The sequence below is a fragment of the Pectobacterium sp. PL64 genome (assembly GCF_022477975.1).
GTDB classification, from domain to species: Bacteria; Pseudomonadota; Gammaproteobacteria; order Enterobacterales; family Enterobacteriaceae; genus Pectobacterium; species Pectobacterium jejuense.
Genome location: NZ_CP092070.1, coordinates 1,625,270 through 1,645,802 on the forward strand (window position 1 = coordinate 1,625,270; position 20,533 = coordinate 1,645,802).

Sequence of the window (20,533 nt, forward strand, 5' to 3'; positions counted from 1 at the left end):
CTAAAGATGTAATGCTGTGATTGCATTACGTTTTTAGAGGTTTTTTATTGTTTTCAATCAGTTAGGGTTTTGCGTTTTTTAGTGGGGAAAATTCCTATTTTGGATCACAAATATGACACTGGCGTGAATTTTGCGCCTTGACCTTTGGCGACAGAATCGGTATTGATAGTCTGTGATTGCTTACAAAGTAATCATTGTTTTCTTTCCACCAGATAAATAATGAGGGAAATAAGGCATGAAGAGACAGAAACGCGATCGCCTGGAACGGGCTCATTCACGTGGTTATCAAGCAGGTATTGTCGGTAGACCAAAGGAATTTTGTCCTTATCAATCAATTAATGCCCGGTCTTACTGGTTGGGAGGCTGGCGAAAAGCCATGGAGGACAGGGCTGTTACCGCTTAGCGCGCCTTGTCGTTAGAGGGAACGCCTCCGCTTTTGCGGAGGCTTTTGTTTTTAGGGGCGAAGAGCCCTGATTCTGCCTCTCGGTTCAATCGATACCGAGTTCACCGTCGACAGACACGATCAATACGCACGATCACCACAGATGATCAATAGACACGTTCAGTAGACATCTCGGGCTTCGAGTCATGATCCGACGCTTTGCTATCCCTGTAACGTTATTTACCTATTAATTTCGATTTCGATCATTTCACCTCTATTTTCTTATCGTTATTGCTCGATATTGACTTTAAATTGAGCGATTAAGGTAATTTTTCATTATTTATTGTTAAAAAATCTATCATTACTACCTGGATGGTATGGCTCAAGGCGGCAATGTAGTGTAGTTTTTTGCTCGGAATTTTCTGAAAAGTGGTTAGAGAGAAGAATATCGTGAAATTACGAACCAGAATTGCACTGCTATGCGGTACGACCTTGTTAGGGATGTTAATTTTATCTGCGGTGGCGCTGAATACGCTCTATAACACGATGATGAGCGAACGCACTGGCCAGCTTTCTACGCTGGTTCAACTGGCCCACGCGGCGGCACAAAAAGCATATGACCTTGAGAAAAGTGGTCAGCTGTCACGTGAGGACGCGGAGAAAGAGGCCAAACGGGCAATTAGCAGTTTCCATCAGGACGATCGCTATTTCTTCGTACGCGGCTATACGAATGATGTGAACTACGTTCACCCTAATCCTAAACGTATTGGCATTATCGACGCCAATGGTGGTAAAGAAGCAGGAGAGCGCTACCGTGCGTCGCTTCAAGGCAATACGATTGGCACGGTGATCGCGGAAGGGACGCGTCCAGGACAGCAGAATAAAGTTGAGAAGCTTTATGCCGTCATTAAATTCGAGCCTTGGGACTGGACGATTGGCTACGGTGACTATATTGACGATATCCAACAAACGTTCTGGCGCAATGCACTGATCCTGCTGTCTTTAGGGCTGGTTCTGCTGTTAATTATTTCCGCGTTTGCATGGAATATGCTGCGTACGCTGATGCGCCAGCTTGGCGGCGAGCCGCAATATGCGGTGGAGGTTGTGCGTGAAATTGCGGAAGGCAATTTGCGCGTCGATGTTGAAACGAAGTCGGGCGATCAAACTAGCATTCTTTATGCTATCCGTGCGATGCGCGACAACCTGTCGCATCTGGTTAATCAGGTTCGCAGTAGTACCAACTCGATTGCCACTGCTTCAACGCAGATTGCATCGGGTAACGGCGATTTGTCATCTCGTACCGAATCGCAGGCCAGCGCTCTGGAACAAACGGCCGCAGCAATGGAGCAATTGACCGCGACGGTGAAACAGAATGCGGATAATGCGCGCTATGCGAATGAACTCGCGGTGTCGGCATCGGATGTAGCGGTGCGCGGTGGGGATGTTGTCAGCCGGGTCGTGGTGACGATGGACTCCATCAGCACATCATCGCGTAAGATTGTGGATATCATCGGCGTTATTGACAGCATTGCTTTCCAGACGAATATTCTGGCGCTGAATGCGGCGGTAGAAGCGGCACGGGCCGGTGAACAAGGTCGCGGCTTCGCCGTCGTCGCGAGTGAAGTCCGCACGCTGGCACAGCGATCGGCATCTGCCGCTCGGGAAATTAAAGGCTTGATTGATGATTCCGTTGCCAAGGTTGGCGAGGGCACGGATTTCGTGAAGCAGGCTGGTGATACCATGAGTGAAGTCGTTGAAAGCGTACACCGCGTCACGTCCATGATGGGCGAGATTAGCGTGGCGAGTGCAGAGCAGCGTTCTGGTATTGAACAGGTCAATCTCGCGATATCGCAGATGGATCAGAGTACCGAACAGAATGCGGCACTGGTTGAAGAAGCGCTGGCCGCGGCGAGATCGCTGAATGAACAGGCACAGGAGCTGTCGCGCACCGTTGAACAATTCCGCGTCGATGAATCTGCGGGCAACTATCTGGCGCTGGGGGCAAGATAGCTGCAACTAAACGGCAGGGTTCAGGTATCAGCGTGAACTCTGCCGCTGTCTCATGATGCTAAAAAACCACCTTGGTGTAAGGTGGTTTTACAGGATAACAAAATATCTTTATTCACTTTTATTGGTATTAGCTGCTGTTGTGACATATATGTCATTTAATGAGCTAAATAACATGAATATATAGTCTTTGTTGTCGTGGTGAATAGCTTTTATCTCATCTATTCTGCTTAATGGTGTAGTGTGTGTTAACGTTTTGGCTTGTTGATTAACTTGCCAAATGCCAGCCATGCCATGATGGTTGATAAAGTAACATGCATTTTTGTGAGCGCATGTTGGTTCCCAAAACAAATACCAGGTATCCCTGTTATCATCATTCTCTTTTAATATCGTGTTAACTTCGCCATTATCGTTAACATAAAATAGACTATCTGCGAAAGAAGCATCATAACCGGTATAATTATCAGAAGGTTTTTTTCTGGCAATGTTAGGGTAATGCAATGCATAATGTGCTGAATTATCTGACCCAACTCGGCTTTTACATTCGACATCGCCACACTTACCGGTCCATGACCATATTCCGTTATCTGGGTGTTTGTTTTTATACTGAGAAAACTCATCATCGGAAAGCGTTTCGAGTTTCTGCTGAAGGGTTGACCATTTTTTTAATGTCGGATGGGCATTATCATTATTAATGAAGTAAATATTCCCTGCGTCATCGATTTCAAAACTATTTAACCGATAATTCATGTTTTGATCTTTGGGGATGTTTTCATCACTGCTATTGTCAACGATCCTGAGATCGCCTTGCTCGGATATTTGAATTAATTGCGATGTGTTATAATATTTATTCTTTCGCAATGCTTTGTCATAGTAATGAATACCATTGTAATGAAGAATATAGAGGTAAGTTGTTTTGTTTTCGATAATGCTTCCTACAATTTTTTCTATTCGAGTGTCATTCGTTGAATGTGGGATGGTTTCTTTCAGCATATCTCGTAATTTTATACGCTCTTTATTTGTATAGAACGGTTTATAGACCCAATCTTCCGCTTGGAGAGCGTATTCAGAACCACTGTATGAAACGGGATTTTCCTCAGATACATATGGCATGACCTGAGTCATTCTGACCTGATCCAGAGTACTGGCGACAGTTCTGGTATCGCTGTAGCGCTCAATTTCTCTCAGCTGTGAGAGGCGAAACTTGTATGAAGCAATGAGACACGATTCATCAGTACACTGATCGCGTTGCTGTAACCAATTCTTTTCATCCTCATGAAGTCTTTCAGGATTGATCTGTGATTTTTCTACCTGATAAAACCATTTGTTTAATGCAGCATCCAGTTGCATGAGAGGTTCAGAAGAACATATTTTCTTTTCTACATCACTTTGCGCCGCAGGGCAAACAATGGCCTGTGGTGCGCTTGAAAATGCCAGTAAAGATAATAGTATCAATTTATTTTTTGTCATTTTATTTTCCTGCCTAATCAATCCATTGCTCTTGCGCAGCTACTTTTATCAATCAGAAAGTAAAGCTTGTTGTTAGTATATTTAAAGTTATTCTCTTTGGTGTTGTCTCTGGGCGATGAGCACGGGATAGTAATGTTCACCTCGTTTCCTTGGGTGTTGTCAAATATGGATAATAAACCATTTTTTTGCTTATTGTAGGAAATTCTTACTTTGTTATCACTGTACTCGGTAAAGAAATAGGCGCGAGGTAAATAAATGACCTGCGTGATTAACTCTGTCGTGGTGTCTTTAACGGCCAGATATCCATTTGACTCACACCATGCTCCGTCTGAACACCCCGTTGCTTTCATATAAACTTCAGCCAGGTATGGCCATTCAGGATGCGCAATATCAAACCGTATGTAAGTTTTCTTGATATTCATACTAAACTGGAAGGTGTCTATATCTATGCTTTTTGGTATTTGGTGATATTCATTAATAATCTCTTGATAACGATTGTCCAGGCATGTCGCTAAATGCCTTTCGCGCATGCAATTATTTCTTTTTGAAAGGAATGCTCTCTGCCTTATCTTGAGGTCTTCAGGAGGAATGATAGGATCGTTTTTTATACTAAAATACAATGCGCTCATTTCTTCATCCAGAGAGGAAAGCTCAGGGTTCTTGCATATTGTACGATCCAGTTTTCCTTCTGCTTTCTTACAGTCGAAGCTTGCAGCACTTACTGAACTGGCAAAAAATAAGCTATATATTATCCCTGCGCAGAGGCTATAAAACGAAATATGACGCATGATGTTATCCTTTTATCAGAGTGGCTATATCCTGCCGTTTTGTCACCCTTCGTCAAGGTTTCTCGTCCTTTCCATCACGATAAAAGGACACCCCTTTGATTTACGTCAAGGGTGCTTGGTGTGAGTAGGTAGGGGGATTGACTCGTGAGTTCTGCTTCTCATTCGCTCCATCACCATAAAAGAAAACGCCCCTGACTTGCGTCAAGGGCGTTTTCTTTTATATGGCGGTGAGGAAGGGATTCGAACCCTTGATACGTTTTCACGTATACACACTTTCCAGGCGTGCTCCTTCAGCCTCTCGGACACCTCACCGTGGTCTCACTGTATCGCATAGCAGCGGACGGCGCTAATGTAGGGAAATTGCCGAACAGCGTCAACAAACTTCTACACTCAATGCGCGCAATTAGCTAAAGTTAACGCAATTTGTTGCTTTGCTCACCGCTTTTGCGCTCGCCTTCATCCATTTCCCCGTCGCTACGCAAAAAGACGATGTTTCAGTTGTGTTAATCATGCGTTGTAATTTTGTTCGCTGGCTGCGGAATAGCCCTAGAAATGGTATGCTGATTTGCAAACGTTGACCCAGGAGAACCTATGTATCCCGTCGATTTACATATGCACACCGTTGCCAGTACGCACGCTTACAGTACCCTGCATGATTACATCGTCGAAGCACAGCAGAAGAATATCCGGCTGTTTGCCATCACCGATCATGGCCCGGATATGGCGGATGCGCCCCATTACTGGCACTTTATGAACATGCGCGTTTGGCCGCGTCTGGTTGATGGCGTCGGCATCCTGCGCGGTATCGAAGCGAATATTAAAAACATCGAGGGCGATATCGACTGCACCGGACCGATGTTGGGTCAGGTGGATGTGATTATTGCGGGCTTTCATGAGCCGGTTTTTCCACCACAGGATAAAGACACGCATACTACGGCGATGATCGCGACCATGGCACGTGGCGACGCGCATATCATTAGCCACCCCGGCAACCCGAAATTTCCTGTCGATATCCGCGCGATTGCGGAAGCCGCTGCGAAATACAACGTGGCGCTGGAGCTAAATAACTCCTCTTTCGTGCATTCACGCCAAGGCAGTGAGCCAAACTGTCGGGCGATTGCGGAAGCTGTTCGTGACGCGGGTGGATTACTTTCTTTAGGTTCCGATTCCCATATTGCGTTTTCTCTGGGAGACTTTACCCACTGCGAACGTATTTTGCAGGAAGTGAATTTCCCACAGGATCGGATATTGAACGTAAGCCCTCGGCGTGTGTTGGATTTCCTCGAACAGCGTGGAATGCCGGCTATCGCTGAACTCGCTGATTTGTGACAATGTCACTTAAGGGTAGTGTCACTTAAAAGCCAATGTCACTTAACAATAAATAGGGTTATGAATGAACGAGTTTTCTATTGTGTGCCGCCTATTGGGCACGCTGTTTTATCGCCAGCCGCAGGATCCTTTGCTGACTCCGTTATTCACGCTTGATTAAAGACGGGAAGCTAGCGCAGCACTGGCCACTGGAGCAGGATGCGTTGTTGGAACGTTTGCAAAAGGGGCTGGATTTGCCCGCAATGGCGGCGGATTATCAGGCGTTGTTCGATAGCGAAAATGGCTCGGTGTCACCGCTGCGTTCGTTCTATGAAAGCGATGCTGATGACGCGGAAATTCGTACCTTTTTGCAACAGCGTGGCATGCCGTTAAATGATGGTGGTGTGGTTGGTCATTTTGGTAGCTTGCTGCTTGCCGCGTCATGGCTGGAAGATCAGGCACAAGAAGACGAAACAGCGGCACAGATTACCCTGTTCGATGAGTATCTTTTACCGTGGAGCGATCGTTTTCTCGGGAAAGTAGAAAGTCACGCCACCACTGCATTTTATCGTACGTTGGCGATAGTGTGCCGTGAAGCGCTGGAAGCGATGCGAGATGAACTGGGTGAAAGCGACGAAGAAGACGAGTCAGAAGCGGAAGAATAATACCGCGGTATGAAGCCTCGCAGTATGAAACTTAGTGCGCCGATAGCAAACATGACGTGTGCTATCGGCGAGTCAGTATTAGTCGGTAAACAGGATAACGATCTGGCCAGGTTTGATTTCGATGCCTTTTGCCATCTTCTTCGCCATCGACTCCGTTGTGCTCTTATCCGCATCCAACACGTAAGCTGGTTTTTGGTCAAAATAGCTTTTTAGTGATTGATTAAGATACGGGCTTAGCGTTTTCATTACCGCCTGCATTTTTTCTGGCTGTACGGTGTAATCAACTAGTTCCATATCTTTCAGATAAATCGCGCCCTGCGTTTTATCAAAGACTGGCTGTGCTTTCAGCGTAAGCTTCATGTCGGCAGCCTGATTGCCCAACAGGGACGAAATATCGACCTTCGCGTTGCCTGTTAGAGTCACTTTCCCCGGTTCTGCCCGACCAATCTGGCTCGACAGTTCGGTCAACACGATATGAGCATCCACCACGCCAGGCACGCCCAGCTGTTTCTGATAATCATTGTGTTTTTGCAGGTACTCATTCACTTCTTGCTCACTGAGCGTGTATTGCGTGAGTTTATTACAGCCACTGAGTGTAAAAGCCAGCAGCACTGCGGCCGCTGCCATCCATCCTGATTTTTTCATTATTCTGACCTCTTGATGCTATTGACGCGCACAATTCATTCCTACGGTGGTCTATTCACATGAACGAGCGCTTTATGCGAATAATCAACACGATTCTGCACGGGCAGCGTGCGCCTGATGCGCAGGGTAAACAATAGGATAGCACTGAAATGGCGGATAATGCCGCTTCAGGACGAAGCGGCGGAGTAAAACTAAACGGTTAAATTGCCAGACTGCTGAGTAGCGTGACCTGAGTCTGTTTCGCCATGTTATCCCGATAGTCCGCAACACGAGAAGGCGGCGTAACACCCGCAACGATGGACAACGAGCGGAGCAGCGGGAAGAGGTTGATGTCGTCCGTTGATAAGGTGCCGTTACAGGCATTCGGTTGAACAATCAGCGGATCCAGATCCTGTAAATCATTGTTCAATTTCTTAATCAGCCCCTGAGAGTGGCTCAGGTGGTCAGCAAAATTGCCTAGCTGAGCTTCCTTCTTATTAATAAAATATTGCCGGGCGGAAGCGGAGGCAAACTCTTCAAAGGCTGCCTGAGCAAAACGAGGGATAATCAGACGTGGCGTATACTCGGTGACTTTACGCAGCCAGGCGGCGATGGCCGGATTGGTTGAGCCAGTCAGCAGCGGTTTGCGGTCGTAATTATCGATGTAATGAACGATGTCCATGCTTTCTGGCATATAGCTACCATCGTCTTTTTGCAGAATGGGCACCATTTTCTGGCCAATCAGTCTCTCTGGCGTTGCAGCGTCATCATTCGCCAGTATTTGCAGTTCGACAGGGAGATTTTTCAGGCCAAAGATCATGCGCGCTTTAACGCAGTAGGGACAGTGATCGTAAATGTAGAGCTTCATACATCGTCTCCTAAATTACAGGTTGTATACCCGTCATACTTCAAGTTGCAAGTGTGTTGGCTGCGTTCAGTCACCCGAATCACTTACTTGAGTAAGCTCATCGGGATTCCTTCGCTTGCCGCCTTCCTAAAACTCGAATTATTTAGGGTATAGACAAAGGCCGCAGGGCGACCAAGCGTGTAACCCATCATCAAACAAGATAAGTCGAGTGTGCGAGAAGGCTCGCGACGAAACAATTGTTTGAATGTATTAGGAAAGTATAGGAGGGCTTTACCGACGAGATCAAACTCGTCGGTAAAATTCAGACTAATGACCACCCAGCATCGCGGGCTCAATGCGGCGTTGGTTGAACTGCCAATACAGTGCGGCTAACGTCAGGAACCCGATGGTGCCGAGCATGAACCACGGCAGTTCCGGTTGATTCAGTGCGTGTCCGGTATCGAATAACCAGCCGCCGCCGCTGTAACCAATCGCGCCACCAAGTGCCAATCCAAGGCGGCTGAACCCCATATAGCTGCCTCTGGCTCTGGCATCTGCCAGCGAGGCACTCAAGGTTTCACGCGCAGGTTCGGCGATAATGGAGCCAATATAAAACAGGCTGATCAGCAGCAGCAGAGTTTGCAACTCCGTCGTCATCCCGATTGGGAACATGCTGACGGACATGATGAAAAGCCCCGCCATCAGGCGCTGTTCCAGCCGGAAGCGTTTCTCGCTCCAGCGGGCGATAGGGTACAGCAGCGTCAGCGACAGCACCGCTTCAATGGCGTACATCCATTTCACCGCAGACGGCGTCCCGGCGAGCTCGTTGACCATAATGGGCAGCATCAGCAAAACCTGAACGGCCAGCATGTAGTAGCCCGTCAGCGTTAAGACATACATCAGGAAACGGCGGTCGCGAATCACGCGCATCAGGCCTTCCCGGATTGGCGTCTTGACCGTTGAGATTCGGTAGGCTGGCAGCAGCCAGGCATTGAGCGCAGCGGCAAGCACAAAAATGACCGCGCCCGCCCAGCAGACGATCTCGAAATCGTACTGGAGCAGCCAACTGCCGATGAGGGCACCGATAACGGCACCGGCGCTATCTTGCATCATTAACAGGGAGTAGAACCGACCGCGTTCCTGCGGACGAACCAGCTTGATGACCAGCGCGGTACGTGGCGGATCGAATAGCGTGCCGCCAAGGCCGGATAGCGCACAAGACAACCAGAGCAGCCAGGGTTCATCGGCAATCGCCATAAACACAAAACCGGAGGCACGTAGCAGCATCCCGGTAATAATCATCGGTTTGGCACCAAAACGGTCAGCAATGGCCCCGCCGAAAATACCGAGCCCTTGCTGAATAAACTGGCGCAATCCCAATGCGATACCGACTAATAATGCGGCCCAGCCGAGATCGTCGACAAAGCGAATGGAAATAAGGGGAAAGACAACGAAGAATCCCAAAACCACCAGCATATTATCGAGTAATAAAAAATATTTACCCAAGCTCCGAGCTTGCGACATCAGAGGCATGTTTCACCACAACGAAGAAAGGAGGAAAATAACAGACGTGACTATTTTGTACTCTAATTCGACTTTGGTATAGCCTATTGTTGGATAATATTTTTTTATCGATTTAACGTTATCCTAGTAGCATTTCGGTGAGAAAAAATGCCTTTCCTGACTCAACTGCGCAATAACTCGGCGACGGGGATTTTACGTCTATGAATTTATGTGGTTATAGTAAGGATTATCGGAAATACCGATATTTTCTGCTTATGCGGAATAGTCACTTTTTCAGCGGCGATGAATTTTACTTATCGATAACATGGAGAGGCAGGGGGAAAAATGTTTGGCTACCGTTCAACGCCAGCAAGAGTGCAATTGACAACTGACAGGCTGGTGGTGCGTCTGGCCCATGAACGCGATGCATGGCGTCTGGCCGAATACTATTCTGAAAACCGTGAATTTCTTAAGCCGTGGGAGCCCGTGAGAGACGCGAGCCATTGCTATCCATCAGGCTGGCAGGCGCGGTTGAGCGTGATTAACGATATGCATAAGCAGGGCAGCGCCTATTACTTCCTCCTGTTGGATCCGAATGAAAACGAAGTGTACGGCGTGGCGAATTTCAGCAACGTACTGCGAGGATCGTTTCACGCCTGCTATCTGGGTTATTCACTCGGCCAAAAATGGCAGGGGCAGGGGCTGATGTATGAAGCATTGCAGCCGGCAATACGTTATATGCAGCGTCAGCAGCATATGCATCGCATCATGGCTAACTATATGCCGCATAACCAGCGTAGCGGAGGGTTACTGACACGTTTGGGGTTTGAACGTGAAGGTTATGCGAAGAATTATCTGCTCATTGATGGCAAATGGCAGGACCATGTATTAACCGCGCTGACCAACGCCGAGTGGAAGTCTCCGCGTTAAGGAAAAATGATGAAATACCAATTGGATGCTCGTGAAGCCCGCGTGATTGGCTGCATGCTGGAAAAGCAAATCACTACGCCGGATCAATACCCAATGTCGTTAAACGGCATCACCACGGCCTGTAATCAGAAAACCAACCGCGAACCCGTGATGGAACTGAGCGAAAGCGAGGTCCAACAAACGCTGGATTTGCTCGTGAAGAAGCATTTCCTGCGCACGCTCAGCGGGTTTGGTAACCGTGTCGTGAAATATGAACATCGTTTTTGCAATTCTGAGTTTGGTGACCTGAAGCTCTCGCCTGCGGAAGTGGCGCTGGTGACGACGCTGCTTCTGCGCGGCCCACAGACGCCGGGCGAACTGCGTACGCGTGCGGCCCGACTGTATGAATTTTCTGATGTCGGTGAAGCGGAGTCTACCCTTGAACAGCTGCAACAGCGTGAGGATGGGCCGTTTGTCGTTCGGCTGGCGCGTGAAGCAGGGAAGCGGGAAAGTCGCTATCAGCACCTTTTCAGCGGCGAGGCCAGTGATGTTGCTGCTCCTGAAGTGGATAGCGGAAGCGATCATTCACCGCTAGCTGAGCGTGTTGAGGCGTTAGAAAAAGAGGTTGCTGAACTCAAATGCCAGCTTGCTGCGCTGTTAGCGTAATAAATCTGTATCAGGGAGAACACTTGTCATGAAGCCTCAATTTACGTCTGCGGAAAGCGTTGCAGAACATCGTAGTTCAGAACATAACGCTTCCACCCGACGTCCTCGTATCGGCATCGTCGGGCTGGGATCCATCGCGCAGAAAGCCTATTTGCCGATTCTCAGTCAGGCTGAACGCTGGGAGCTGGTTGGCGCGTTTTCTCCCGACCAGCAAAAAACGCAGCGGATTTGTCATCAGTATCGGATGACGAGTTTTTCTGCACTGGATGAACTGGCAGCACAGTGCGATGCCGTTTTCGTGCACAGCAGCACCGCCAGCCATTTTTCCGTTGTGAGCCAACTGCTGAATGCCGGTGTTGATGTCTATGTAGATAAACCGCTGGCAGAGACGCTGGAGCAGGCGGAAGCGCTGGTCGAATTGGCAGAGCAACGACAAAAAATTCTGATGGTCGGTTTTAATCGTCGTTTCGCGCCGTGCTATCAGCAGCTAAAACATCGGCTGGATCAGACAGCCTCGTTGCGCATGGATAAACACCGTATTAATGGCGTTGGGCCGCAGGATGTCCGTTTTACTCTGCTGGACGATTATCTGCACGTAGTGGACACCGCACTTTGGCTAGCGGGCGGCGACGCTCAACTGATTGATGGCGTGCTGCATGCGAATGCGGACGGTCAACTACTGTATGCCGAGCACCATTTCCAGAGCGGCGGCTGTCAGGTGACGACCAGCATGCATCGTCATGCCGGAAGCCAACGTGAATGTGTTCAGGCTGTTACCCAGGGCGGGCTTTATCAGGTGGATGAGATGCGTGAATGGCGCGAAGATCGTGAAGGAATAACGATCCGCCCGGCCGTGCCATCCTGGCAAACCACGCTGGAACAACGCGGATTTGTCGGTGCAGTGCAGCATTTCATCGCTTCCATTGAACAACGGAAACCAGCGGAAACATCAGGTAACCAGGCGTTGCTGTCCCAGCGTATGATTGAAAAATTGCTGGGAAAAAGCTGAAAAGTTCGACGGTTATGACAATGTGCGGTAGCTATTACACGTGCAATGCGTAGACTAGTCGCACCTCGCAATCAGGATAACCTCAACGGGTTAATAATCGGTCCTGAACCGTTCAGAACATAATCGGATGAATCTACTTAAATCACTGGCTGCCGTCAGTTCCATGACCATGTTATCGCGTGTTTTAGGCTTTGTGCGCGATGCCATCGTCGCCCGTATTTTTGGTGCAGGTATGGCGACGGACGCCTTCTTTGTGGCGTTCAAACTGCCCAACCTGCTCCGGCGAATTTTCGCGGAAGGTGCATTTTCACAGGCCTTTGTGCCGATTCTGGCCGAATATAAAAGCCAGCAGGGCGACGAGGCTACGCGGACGTTCCTCGCTTATGTTTCTGGTATGCTGACGCTGATTCTGGCGTTAGTCACCGTGGCTGGGATGGTCGCCGCACCGTGGGTCATCATGGTGACTGCGCCCGGTTTTGCCGCGACGCCAGAGCGCTTTGAGCTCACTTCGGATCTATTAAGAGTCACGTTTCCCTACATCCTGCTGATCTCGCTGACTTCTATGGTCGGTTCGGTGCTAAATACCTGGAACCGTTTCTCGGTGCCCGCATTTGCTCCGACATTGCTTAACGTCAGCATGATTGGCTTTTCGCTGTTTGCTGCCCCGTATTTTAACCCACCGGTGATGGCGCTGGCCTGGGCAGTCTTGGTTGGCGGTTTATTGCAGCTCGGCTATCAGCTACCGCATCTGAAAAAGATTGGCATGCTGGTATTGCCGCGTTTGAAGTGGCGTGACCCGAGCGTCTGGCGCGTCATGAAGCTGATGGGGCCTGCGGTTCTTGGCGTCTCGGTGAGCCAGATTTCGCTCATCATCAACACCATTTTCGCCTCTTTCCTCAGCGAAGGCGCGGTGTCATGGATGTATTACGCCGATCGCCTGATGGAGTTTCCTTCCGGCGTTCTCGGCGTGGCATTAGGGACGATCTTACTGCCGTCGCTGGCGAAGAGTTTTGCCAGTGGTAATCATGATGAATACTCCCGCCTGATGGATTGGGGGCTCCGCCTATGCTTCCTGTTGGCGCTGCCGAGCGCTGTGGCATTAGGCATTTTGGCTAAGCCTTTAACCGTGTCGCTGTTCCAGTACGGCAAATTTAGCGCTTTTGACGCGCTGATGACCCAGCGAGCGCTGATTGCCTACTCGGTTGGGCTGATGGGACTGATTGTTGTCAAAGTACTCGTGCCCGGTTTTTATTCTCGGCAGGATATCAAGACGCCAGTCAAAATAGCGATAGTCACGCTGATCCTAACGCAAGTTATGAACCTGATATTTATCGGCCCGTTGCAACATGCGGGTCTGGCGTTGTCTATCGGCCTGGCTTCCTGCCTGAATGCAGGGCTGCTGTATTGGCAACTGCGTAAGCAGGATATTTTCCAGCCGCTGCCGGGTTGGCGGGGATTTCTGGTTCGTCTGTTGACGGCAGTTATTGTGATGTCGCTGGTGTTACTGGGTATGCTGTGGTGGATGCCCGCGTGGGATGACGGCAATATGACAATGCGAATCCTGCGCTTGTTGCTGGTCGTGGTTGCGGGGGCGGGTTCCTATTTTGCCACGCTGGCGCTGTTGGGATTCCGCCCTCGGGATTTCGCCCGCCGTAGCGTGTGACAACGCTAAGCATTACGCAATAAAAAACGTAGGGAACGTTTTTCAACGTTGCACAGCAACGGCCCGTAGGGTGATGGACAAGGATGTCCGTCATAAAAAACGCCATTGGTGGCAGCACCAATGGCGTTTTTGTTGTCACTTGATGGAGAATTACATCTTCTCGACGGTTTCGATGCCGAGTGTATCCAGACCTTGCTTCAACGTTTTCGCAGTCAGCAGTGCCAATCTCAGACGGCTTTGACGCACGTCGTCGCTTTCGGCATTGAGAATCGGACAGTGTTCGTAGAAACCAGAGAACAGACCCGCCAGATCGTACAGGTAGCTACACATCACATGCGGCGTGCCTTCACGGGCGACGGAGGTGATGGTTTCTTCAAATTGCAGCAGACGCGTGGCAAGCGCAAATTCACGCTCATCGCTCAGCGTAATCGGCTGCGTTAAGCTGTCTTCCTGGATGCCTGCACGCTTGAAAATAGACGCGACACGCGTATAGGCGTATTGCATGTAAGGCGCGGTATTGCCTTCAAATGCCAGCATGTTGTCCCAATCGAAAACGTAGTCCGTGGTACGGCTCTTCGACAGGTCGGCGTATTTGATCGCGCCGATAGAAACCACTTTCGCCAGCGCGGTTAATTCATCGCTTTCCATCTGTGGGTTTTTCTCTGCGATGAGTTTCAATGCGCGATCGTAGGCTTCATCCAACAGCTCGGACAGCTTGATCGTTCCGCCTGCACGCGTTTTGAATGGTTTCCCGTCTTTGCCCAGCATCATGCCGAACATATGGTGTTCCAGACTGACGGAATCAGGGACATAGCCGGCTTTACGCACGATGGTCCAGGCCTGCATCAAATGTTGATGTTGGCGGGAGTCGATGTAATAAAGTACGCGATCGGCGTTCAGGGTTTCATAACGGTATTTGGCGCAGGCGATGTCCGTTGTGGTGTAGAGGTAGCCGCCATCCTTTTTCTGGATGATAACGCCCATCGGTTCGCCTTCCTTGTTTTTATATTCATCAAGGAAAACAACCGTTGCGCCTTCGCTCTCAACTGCCAGACCTTTTGCTTTCAGATCGGCAACGATGCCCGGCAGCATGCTGTTATACAGGCTTTCACCCATCACATCCTGTTTGGTCAGCGTGACATTGAGGCGTTCATAGTTGATCTGATTTTGCGTCATGGTGATATCGACGAGCTTGCGCCACATCTGACGGCAATATTCATCGCCACCCTGCAATTTCACCACGTAAGCGCGCGCGCGTTCGGCGAAATCGGCATCTTCATCGTAGTGTTTCTTCGCTTCACGATAGAACGCTTCAAGATCGGAGAGATCCATCTCGCTGGCGCTTTCGTTTTGCATTTTTTCAAGGTAGGCGATCAGCATGCCGAACTGCGTACCCCAGTCGCCAACGTGGTTCGCACGAATCACGTTGTGGCCTAAAAATTCCAGCGTACGGGCTGATGCATCACCAATAATGGTTGAGCGCAGGTGACCGACGTGCATTTCCTTCGCGACATTAGGGGCGGAGTAGTCAATTACGATCGTTTGAGGTTCAACTGGGGTTAAACCCAGTTTTGGTGCATTCAGGGCGTTCTCAACCTGGCTCGCAACCCACTGCTTATCGAGAAAAATATTAATAAATCCCGGGCCTGCGATTTCTGTTTTTTCCGCAATGCCCTCCAGCGCCAAAAGTTGGACGACTTTTTCGGCCAATTGTCGCGGCGGCATGCCCAGTTTTTTTGCCACGGCCATGACGCCATTGGCCTGATAATCACCAAACTGTGCTTTTGCCGACTGACGAATCTGAGCTTCGCTGTCTGCTGGCGCGCCCGCGGCGGTTAACGCCTGGCTGACTTTTTCGGAGAGAAGAGCCTGAATATTCACCGGTTTACCTTAAATAAAAAATTAAGCCTTGCTTATACCATATTTGCCTTTCCTCGTCAGCAGACGGGGAGATGCAACGGGATGTTCAGGCGAAAGAATACCCGCAGAGCGGGAGATAAAAAAGGCGAGATGATAGGGGAAAAAGAGATAAGGAGAACACGACAAAAAAGAAAAGTAGTTTTAGGTAGAATAAAAATAAATCAAATCGCGGTCTTAACGTTTTCTTGACCGACTATTTGCACCAATTTTATGTGAGTCTCTGGTTTTAAAATGACGAAAAATAGCATATGCCGCAATAGCGATAAGTGCGATGGATATAATGAGTAAAACCATAATGATATCTCTGTGTTATTATATGCTTTCTTAATTTATACGTTTTCTTTTCGGCGTTCAATGGGGCGCTTATTATTTAAGATTCCTCCCAGAATAGATTGCGAGAAGTATCGCAGATTACACCAGGTAAAAAACATTTCCGTTTATTAATCAAACAGCATGGTTACCTTTTCTTTGCATTTAATGCGTTTCACGTAATGAAGGTGTAAATAAATGTACTCGGGGGAAAATAGAATTTAATTAGAATGTGTCACGGGTGTGATATTCTCATTGCGCAAATGGTGATTGATAATGTGAGATGCTGCGAGGAGTGTTACCCGATATGTTACCCGATGATTTGATAACGGATTTAGCGCGTTTTGAGCAAGCGTTACAGGAATTGGCCGAGGTGTTACAGCTGGATTTAGACGCATTTCATGCGGATCATATTTCGTTGCGCTGTCATCAGAATACGACGGCTGAATCATGGAAAGCGGCGCTGCTTAAGGTCGGTAAGCTGCTGTCTGAAAACCAAATCAATGGCCGCACAATCTGCTTGTTTATTCTGGACAATGCCATCGCGGTCGGCCCCTGGAAGATTACCTGTATCGAGCTACCGTGGCCGGGGAAAAAGCATTATCCGCATGAAGGATGGGAGCATGTGGAACTGGTGTTGCCCGGGGAGGCGGAAACGCTGCATCAGCGTGCGCTAGCCTGCTTGTCTGATGATGCGCTGCGTACGCCGGGCATCAAGCTTAAATTCAGTTCTCCGCAAGGCGAAAAAGAGCGAATTCCTAATCCGACGCTGGCGGTAACCGACGGGAAAGTGACAATAAAGTTTCATGCATTTGATATACGCGATGTTGTCGCAAGCGAAATGTCGACGCTATAAAATAGCGTATGGCTCGTACGTAACGTAATCAGAAAGATAACATTGGCGGAAAGATAAAATGGTGTGCCACGTTATTCATGCCATTTTCTTTTACTGCGGAACAGATTAATAAAACTGTGGTTTATGTCATGTTTATTTCGGCAATGTATCGCGTTCATTGTGACTCCTGTCTCCTCACGATATGAATGCGAATGCCATAGTTATTACTTTAATCGGCGTGATGATTCGCCGATTTTTCGATAATTAAGAAAAGTGGTCTGGGAGTTTACATGGAGGAGCAGCGATGACGAAACTGGAAGTATGCTGTTATAGCGTTGATTGCGCGATAACAGCAGCGCAGTCTGGGGCTGACAGGATTGAACTCTGTGCAGGACAGCGAGAAGGCGGGTTAACGCCATCCTATGGTGCGCTACGTGGCGCGCGCGAAAAGGTCGCGATTCCTGTCCACCCGATTGTGCGCCCGCGAGGGGGCGATTTTTGCTACAGCGCGACGGAATTTGCTGCCATTAAATACGATATTGAGCAGATTCGTGAGATGGGTTTTCCCGGCGTTGTTGTCGGCGCACTCAATGAGGAAGGGCACATTGATTTGCCCAAAATGCGTGAAATTATGGCGGCAGCGCAGGGGATGGCGGTGACTTTCCATCGCGCGTTCGATATGTGTCTGAACCCATACATTGCACTGGAGCAGCTCACTGAGCTTGGCGTATCGCGCATATTGACCTCTGGGCAGCAGCAGACGGCGGAAAATGGGCTGCGGTTATTACGTGAACTAACACAGGCCAGTCGCGGTCCAATTATTATGGCGGGTTCCGGCGTGCGGCTGACTAACGTGCACAAATTTCAGCAGGCCGGTATCCGAGAACTGCACAGTTCGGCAGGCCAGTGGACACCGTCTCCGATGCGCTATCGTAAAATCGGCGTGTCGATGTGTTCTGATACGGAATTAGATGAGTTTAGCCAGTATTGCGTGGATGGTGATGTGGTGGAAGCCATGAAGCGGGCCGTCAGCCCGGACCGTGAAATGCAGTACGTGTCATAACGTAAGGGATTTCACGGTGTAGAGATAGATCGACAGCGTTGTTCTAAACACCATACCGTCATTCTTCAATTTTGCCGCGCCGCATACCATCAGGTGTGCATGGCAAGTACCAAGCCCCAGCGTGTTGCTGGGGCTTTTTTTGTCAAGCGCAGTAATTTAGAACGAATGAGACTTACTGGTAGATCCCAAGTTTACGGGCAACCAGAACGGCCCGTACTGGTGCAGGGTAACCTTCCACCGTTTTCGTCGGATCTTCAGGATCGAGGAATTCAGCCAGTGATTCCGTGATCATCCAGTCTGTCCGGCGCTGTTCCTGCGTTGTCGTGGTGCAGATATCCACGACGCGGACATCAACAAAGCCGCATTTCTCAAGCCATTTCGTCAAGGCCGCGGCGGAAGGGATGAAATACACATTGCGCATTTGCGCGTAGCGTTCCCCCGGTACTAGCACCTGATTTTCATCGCCTTCAATAACCAGCGTTTCCAACACCAGTTCGCCACCTGCCACCAACTGATTCTTCAATTGCCACAGGTGATCAAGCGGGGAACGGCGGTGGTACAGCACGCCCATAGAAAACACGGTGTCAAACGCAGCAAGTTCGGGGAGTTGCTCAATACCGAGCGGTAGAACGTGCGCACGCTGATCGTCGCCGAGCAGCTTACGCACAGCTTCGAACTGGCATAAGAACAGCTGCATAGGATCGATGCCAACTGCCATCGTGGCGCCTTCGCCGACCATCCGCCACAGGTGATAGCCGCTGCCGCAGCCTACATCCAGAATCAGGCGATTTTTCAGCGGGCTAATATGGGGCAGAACGCGCTGCCATTTCCAGTCAGAACGCCATTCCGTGTTGATATCCACGCCGTAAAGCGAAAAAGGGCCTTTACGCCAGGGCATCAGGTTACGCAGCAGTTTTTCAATGCCTTCACGCTGGCCCTCAGAAATATCGGGCTCCATGCGTGCTGTGACGCTGTCGTTCAAATCCAGAGAGGTTGGCGTCAGCGACGGAAGATGTTCCAGCGAGTTAAACCAGAGTTTGAACTTACCGTGCAAGGATTCCTGCTGCCAGCTACTTAGCTGTGAAGGCAGCGTGTTAAGCCAGTGGCTGAGCGGGCCTTTTGCGATTTGCTGATAAAAATTGCCGAAATCGATCACGCCTTTTCCTCTGCCTTCACGGCTAATAACGAACCAAAATTAAAACACTGAAACCAAATTTCGCTGTGCTCAAAACCGGCATCTGCCAGTCGGGCCTTATGGGTTTCTACCGAGTCGGTCAGCATGACGTTTTCCAGCATGCTGCGCTTCTGACTGATTTCTAACTCGCTGTAGCCATTTGCCCGTTTGAAATCGAGATGCATGTTGAACAGCAATTCACCGACGTCTTTGTCCGCAAAATTGAATTTCTCTGAGAGCACGAGCACGCCGCCGGGATTCAAGCCCTGATAAATACGCTTGATGAGCACCTGACGCTGGGAAGGTTCCAGAAACTGAAGGGTAAAGTTCAGTACCACCATGGACGCATTTTCGATATCAATATTCAGAATATCGGCTTCTATAATCTCGACGGGCGTATCGGAACGGAAAGCGTCAATGTGGCTGCGGCAGCGTTTCACCATTGCCGGAGAATTGTCTACCGCGATAATTTTGCAACCCGGCACAGAGATATTACGTCGCATAGACAGCGTGGCTGCGCCCAACGAGCATCCTAGATCGTAAACGTGGCTATCCGGGCGGACGAAGCGTTCTGCCAGCATGCCAATCATCGAGATGATGTTGGAATAGCCGGGCACGGAACGTTGGATCATATCGGGGAATACGTCGGCAACGCGTTCGTCGAATGTCCAGTCGCCTAAATTGGCAATTGGCACAGAGAAAAGCATATCGCGGTTTGGCATGGCAGAAAGTGCACTGAGAGTAATAAAGAGGCGCGTATTCTAGCAGAATACACCGTGGCCTTCACCTCTCACATTGTGTAGACGCATAGGGTGGACGCGGTTTTTGATTCCCGGACGCATAATAACTGTGCGTCCGAGAGAGGCGGGGAATAGTTTTTGCCTCACGCCATCAGTACAGCGTGAAAACCAGATCCCAAGGGAGGTAGTAGAGGTTTGCTGCAATCATCAGGATGAGCGAGGCATAGGTTGCCGCCATACCTGAACGCCGCCAGCGGAATTCGCGATGCCGAAGGCCGTAGTAGTGAACTAAACGTCCCGTAATCAATAAAATGCCGCAGAAGTGGATCATGATGATAAGGGCGCCGTTCATTTCCATCAGCACCAGCAGAATCGCCGCAATCGGAATGTATTCCACCGCATTGCCATGTACCCGGATCGCCGTTTGCAATTCATAAAACCCGCCGTCGCCATACGCCACGCGATACTGCATTCTGAGTTTCACAACATCAATCGACAGCTTTATCAACAAGATTGCGCCAAGCACGATATAGAGCGCACTTACCATTTTTTACTCCGTGACCTAACCGAAAACGGCTTGCAGAATAATAGCTTTACCTAACGCAACTGTCGCCTGGAAAGGCCGTTTTTTTTTAGCGGAAATGGATGACG

Annotated in this window: 18 protein-coding genes, 1 tRNA gene and 1 pseudogene; 10 read left to right on the forward strand and 10 right to left on the reverse strand. The window is 49.4% G+C overall.

All coding sequences use genetic code 11. The features are described from left to right. Window positions 1-235: 235 nt before the first annotated feature. Together rmf and HP572_RS07000 are read left to right on the forward strand one after the other, a co-directional pair. Window positions 236-403 (forward strand): ribosome modulation factor, encoded by a 168-nt coding sequence (gene rmf / locus HP572_RS06995; protein WP_010276992.1) that lies wholly within the window; start codon window positions 236-238, stop codon window positions 401-403. A 429-nt stretch (window positions 404-832) separates the two neighbouring features. Beyond that, entirely contained in the window at window positions 833-2,392 is a 1,560-nt protein-coding gene (locus HP572_RS07000) for a methyl-accepting chemotaxis protein (protein ID WP_240585170.1), read from the forward strand. 108 nt (window positions 2,393-2,500) lie between these two features. On the opposite strand, the gene HP572_RS07005 is transcribed toward HP572_RS07000, so the two are convergent. From HP572_RS07005 to HP572_RS07015, 3 genes are all read right to left on the reverse strand, one after another. Next, window positions 2,501-3,859: a lysozyme inhibitor LprI family protein gene (locus HP572_RS07005; RefSeq protein WP_240585171.1), complete on the reverse strand. Its 1,359-nt coding sequence runs from the start codon at window positions 3,857-3,859 to the stop codon at window positions 2,501-2,503. A gap of 17 nt (window positions 3,860-3,876) precedes the next feature. Beyond that, window positions 3,877-4,647 (reverse strand): lysozyme inhibitor LprI family protein, encoded by a 771-nt coding sequence (locus HP572_RS07010; protein ID WP_240585172.1) that lies wholly within the window; start codon window positions 4,645-4,647, stop codon window positions 3,877-3,879. Window positions 4,648-4,869: 222 nt separating this feature from the next. Next, window positions 4,870-4,959: transfer RNA gene (locus HP572_RS07015), tRNA-Ser, on the reverse strand. A gap of 279 nt (window positions 4,960-5,238) precedes the next feature. Here HP572_RS07015 and HP572_RS07020 point away from each other — a divergent pair. Continuing rightward, window positions 5,239-5,976, forward strand: a complete 738-nt coding sequence (locus HP572_RS07020; RefSeq protein ID WP_240585173.1) for a phosphatase — start codon at window positions 5,239-5,241, stop codon at window positions 5,974-5,976. A gap of 64 nt (window positions 5,977-6,040) precedes the next feature. Next, window positions 6,041-6,620, forward strand: a pseudogene (locus HP572_RS07025) (molecular chaperone). 78 nt (window positions 6,621-6,698) lie between these two features. Here the strand turns inward: HP572_RS07025 and HP572_RS07030 are convergent. The 3 genes from HP572_RS07030 to mdtH all read right to left on the reverse strand — a co-directional run bounded on the left by HP572_RS07030 (window position 6,699) and on the right by mdtH (window position 9,624). Further along, the gene (locus HP572_RS07030) at window positions 6,699-7,265 is read right to left on the reverse strand and encodes a lipoprotein (protein WP_240585174.1); all 567 of its coding nucleotides are present in this window, start codon (window positions 7,263-7,265) and stop codon (window positions 6,699-6,701) included. 199 nt (window positions 7,266-7,464) lie between these two features. Then, on the reverse strand, window positions 7,465-8,112 hold the full coding sequence (gene grxB / locus HP572_RS07035) for a glutaredoxin 2 (protein WP_205550747.1): 648 nt from the start codon (window positions 8,110-8,112) through the stop codon (window positions 7,465-7,467). Window positions 8,113-8,418: 306 nt separating this feature from the next. Then, entirely contained in the window at window positions 8,419-9,624 is a 1,206-nt protein-coding gene (gene mdtH / locus HP572_RS07040; protein WP_205550745.1) for a multidrug efflux MFS transporter MdtH, read from the reverse strand. Window positions 9,625-9,939: 315 nt separating this feature from the next. Here mdtH and rimJ point away from each other — a divergent pair, with 315 nt between their 5' ends. The 4 genes from rimJ to murJ all read left to right on the forward strand — a co-directional run bounded on the left by rimJ (window position 9,940) and on the right by murJ (window position 13,841). Then, entirely contained in the window at window positions 9,940-10,524 is a 585-nt protein-coding gene (rimJ, locus tag HP572_RS07045) for a ribosomal protein S5-alanine N-acetyltransferase (RefSeq protein ID WP_014915138.1), read from the forward strand. Between the two features lie 9 nt (window positions 10,525-10,533). Continuing rightward, window positions 10,534-11,169, forward strand: a complete 636-nt coding sequence (locus HP572_RS07050) for a YceH family protein (protein WP_240585715.1) — start codon at window positions 10,534-10,536, stop codon at window positions 11,167-11,169. A gap of 28 nt (window positions 11,170-11,197) precedes the next feature. Next, window positions 11,198-12,178: a Gfo/Idh/MocA family protein gene (locus tag HP572_RS07055; RefSeq protein WP_240585175.1), complete on the forward strand. Its 981-nt coding sequence runs from the start codon at window positions 11,198-11,200 to the stop codon at window positions 12,176-12,178. Between the two features lie 127 nt (window positions 12,179-12,305). Then, window positions 12,306-13,841 (forward strand): murein biosynthesis integral membrane protein MurJ, encoded by a 1,536-nt coding sequence (gene murJ, locus HP572_RS07060; protein WP_010306786.1) that lies wholly within the window; start codon window positions 12,306-12,308, stop codon window positions 13,839-13,841. Between the two features lie 150 nt (window positions 13,842-13,991). Here murJ and argS read toward each other — a convergent pair whose 3' ends face one another. Next, window positions 13,992-15,722: an arginine--tRNA ligase gene (argS, locus tag HP572_RS07065; protein WP_039286819.1), complete on the reverse strand. Its 1,731-nt coding sequence runs from the start codon at window positions 15,720-15,722 to the stop codon at window positions 13,992-13,994. A 655-nt stretch (window positions 15,723-16,377) separates the two neighbouring features. Here argS and HP572_RS07070 point away from each other — a divergent pair. Next, a complete protein-coding gene (locus HP572_RS07070) occupies window positions 16,378-16,926 on the forward strand; it encodes a VOC family protein (protein ID WP_240585176.1) in 549 nt (182 codons plus the stop codon). A gap of 283 nt (window positions 16,927-17,209) precedes the next feature. Then, complete coding sequence (gene cutC, locus HP572_RS07075) at window positions 17,210-17,968, forward strand: copper homeostasis protein CutC (RefSeq protein ID WP_039544582.1); 759 nt, start codon at window positions 17,210-17,212, stop codon at window positions 17,966-17,968. Window positions 17,969-18,140: 172 nt separating this feature from the next. Here the strand turns inward: cutC and cmoB are convergent, their stop codons facing one another. From cmoB to HP572_RS07090, 3 genes are all read right to left on the reverse strand, one after another. Further along, window positions 18,141-19,124 (reverse strand): tRNA 5-methoxyuridine(34)/uridine 5-oxyacetic acid(34) synthase CmoB, encoded by a 984-nt coding sequence (gene cmoB, locus HP572_RS07080; RefSeq protein WP_240585177.1) that lies wholly within the window; start codon window positions 19,122-19,124, stop codon window positions 18,141-18,143. Next, entirely contained in the window at window positions 19,121-19,864 is a 744-nt protein-coding gene (cmoA, locus tag HP572_RS07085) for a carboxy-S-adenosyl-L-methionine synthase CmoA (protein WP_039273264.1), read from the reverse strand. The genes cmoB and cmoA overlap by 4 nt, the downstream gene beginning before the upstream one ends. Window positions 19,865-20,033: 169 nt before the next feature. Beyond that, window positions 20,034-20,429: an MAPEG family protein gene (locus HP572_RS07090; protein ID WP_014915147.1), complete on the reverse strand. Its 396-nt coding sequence runs from the start codon at window positions 20,427-20,429 to the stop codon at window positions 20,034-20,036. Window positions 20,430-20,533: the final 104 nt, after the last annotated feature.

Excerpts from the sequence above, each read along its gene's own strand:
- HP572_RS07030 (WP_240585174.1), bottom strand. The coding sequence starts at position 7,265 with ATGAAAAAATCAGGATGGATGGCAGCGGCCGCAGTGCTGCTGGCTTTT.
- grxB (WP_205550747.1), bottom strand. The coding sequence starts at position 8,112 with ATGAAGCTCTACATTTACGATCACTGTCCCTACTGCGTTAAAGCGCGC.
- HP572_RS07090 (WP_014915147.1), bottom strand. The coding sequence starts at position 20,429 with ATGGTAAGTGCGCTCTATATCGTGCTTGGCGCAATCTTGTTGATAAAG.
- cutC (WP_039544582.1), top strand. The coding sequence starts at position 17,210 with ATGACGAAACTGGAAGTATGCTGTTATAGCGTTGATTGCGCGATAACA.
- HP572_RS07010 (WP_240585172.1), bottom strand. The coding sequence starts at position 4,647 with ATGCGTCATATTTCGTTTTATAGCCTCTGCGCAGGGATAATATATAGC.
- HP572_RS07055 (WP_240585175.1), top strand. The coding sequence starts at position 11,198 with ATGAAGCCTCAATTTACGTCTGCGGAAAGCGTTGCAGAACATCGTAGT.
- HP572_RS07070 (WP_240585176.1), top strand. The coding sequence starts at position 16,378 with ATGTTACCCGATGATTTGATAACGGATTTAGCGCGTTTTGAGCAAGCG.
- mdtH (WP_205550745.1), bottom strand. The coding sequence starts at position 9,624 with ATGCCTCTGATGTCGCAAGCTCGGAGCTTGGGTAAATATTTTTTATTA.
- rmf (WP_010276992.1), top strand. The coding sequence starts at position 236 with ATGAAGAGACAGAAACGCGATCGCCTGGAACGGGCTCATTCACGTGGT.
- HP572_RS07050 (WP_240585715.1), top strand. The coding sequence starts at position 10,534 with ATGAAATACCAATTGGATGCTCGTGAAGCCCGCGTGATTGGCTGCATG.
- rimJ (WP_014915138.1), top strand. The coding sequence starts at position 9,940 with ATGTTTGGCTACCGTTCAACGCCAGCAAGAGTGCAATTGACAACTGAC.
- cmoA (WP_039273264.1), bottom strand. The coding sequence starts at position 19,864 with ATGCCAAACCGCGATATGCTTTTCTCTGTGCCAATTGCCAATTTAGGC.
- HP572_RS07020 (WP_240585173.1), top strand. The coding sequence starts at position 5,239 with ATGTATCCCGTCGATTTACATATGCACACCGTTGCCAGTACGCACGCT.
- HP572_RS07005 (WP_240585171.1), bottom strand. The coding sequence starts at position 3,859 with ATGACAAAAAATAAATTGATACTATTATCTTTACTGGCATTTTCAAGC.
- murJ (WP_010306786.1), top strand. The coding sequence starts at position 12,306 with ATGAATCTACTTAAATCACTGGCTGCCGTCAGTTCCATGACCATGTTA.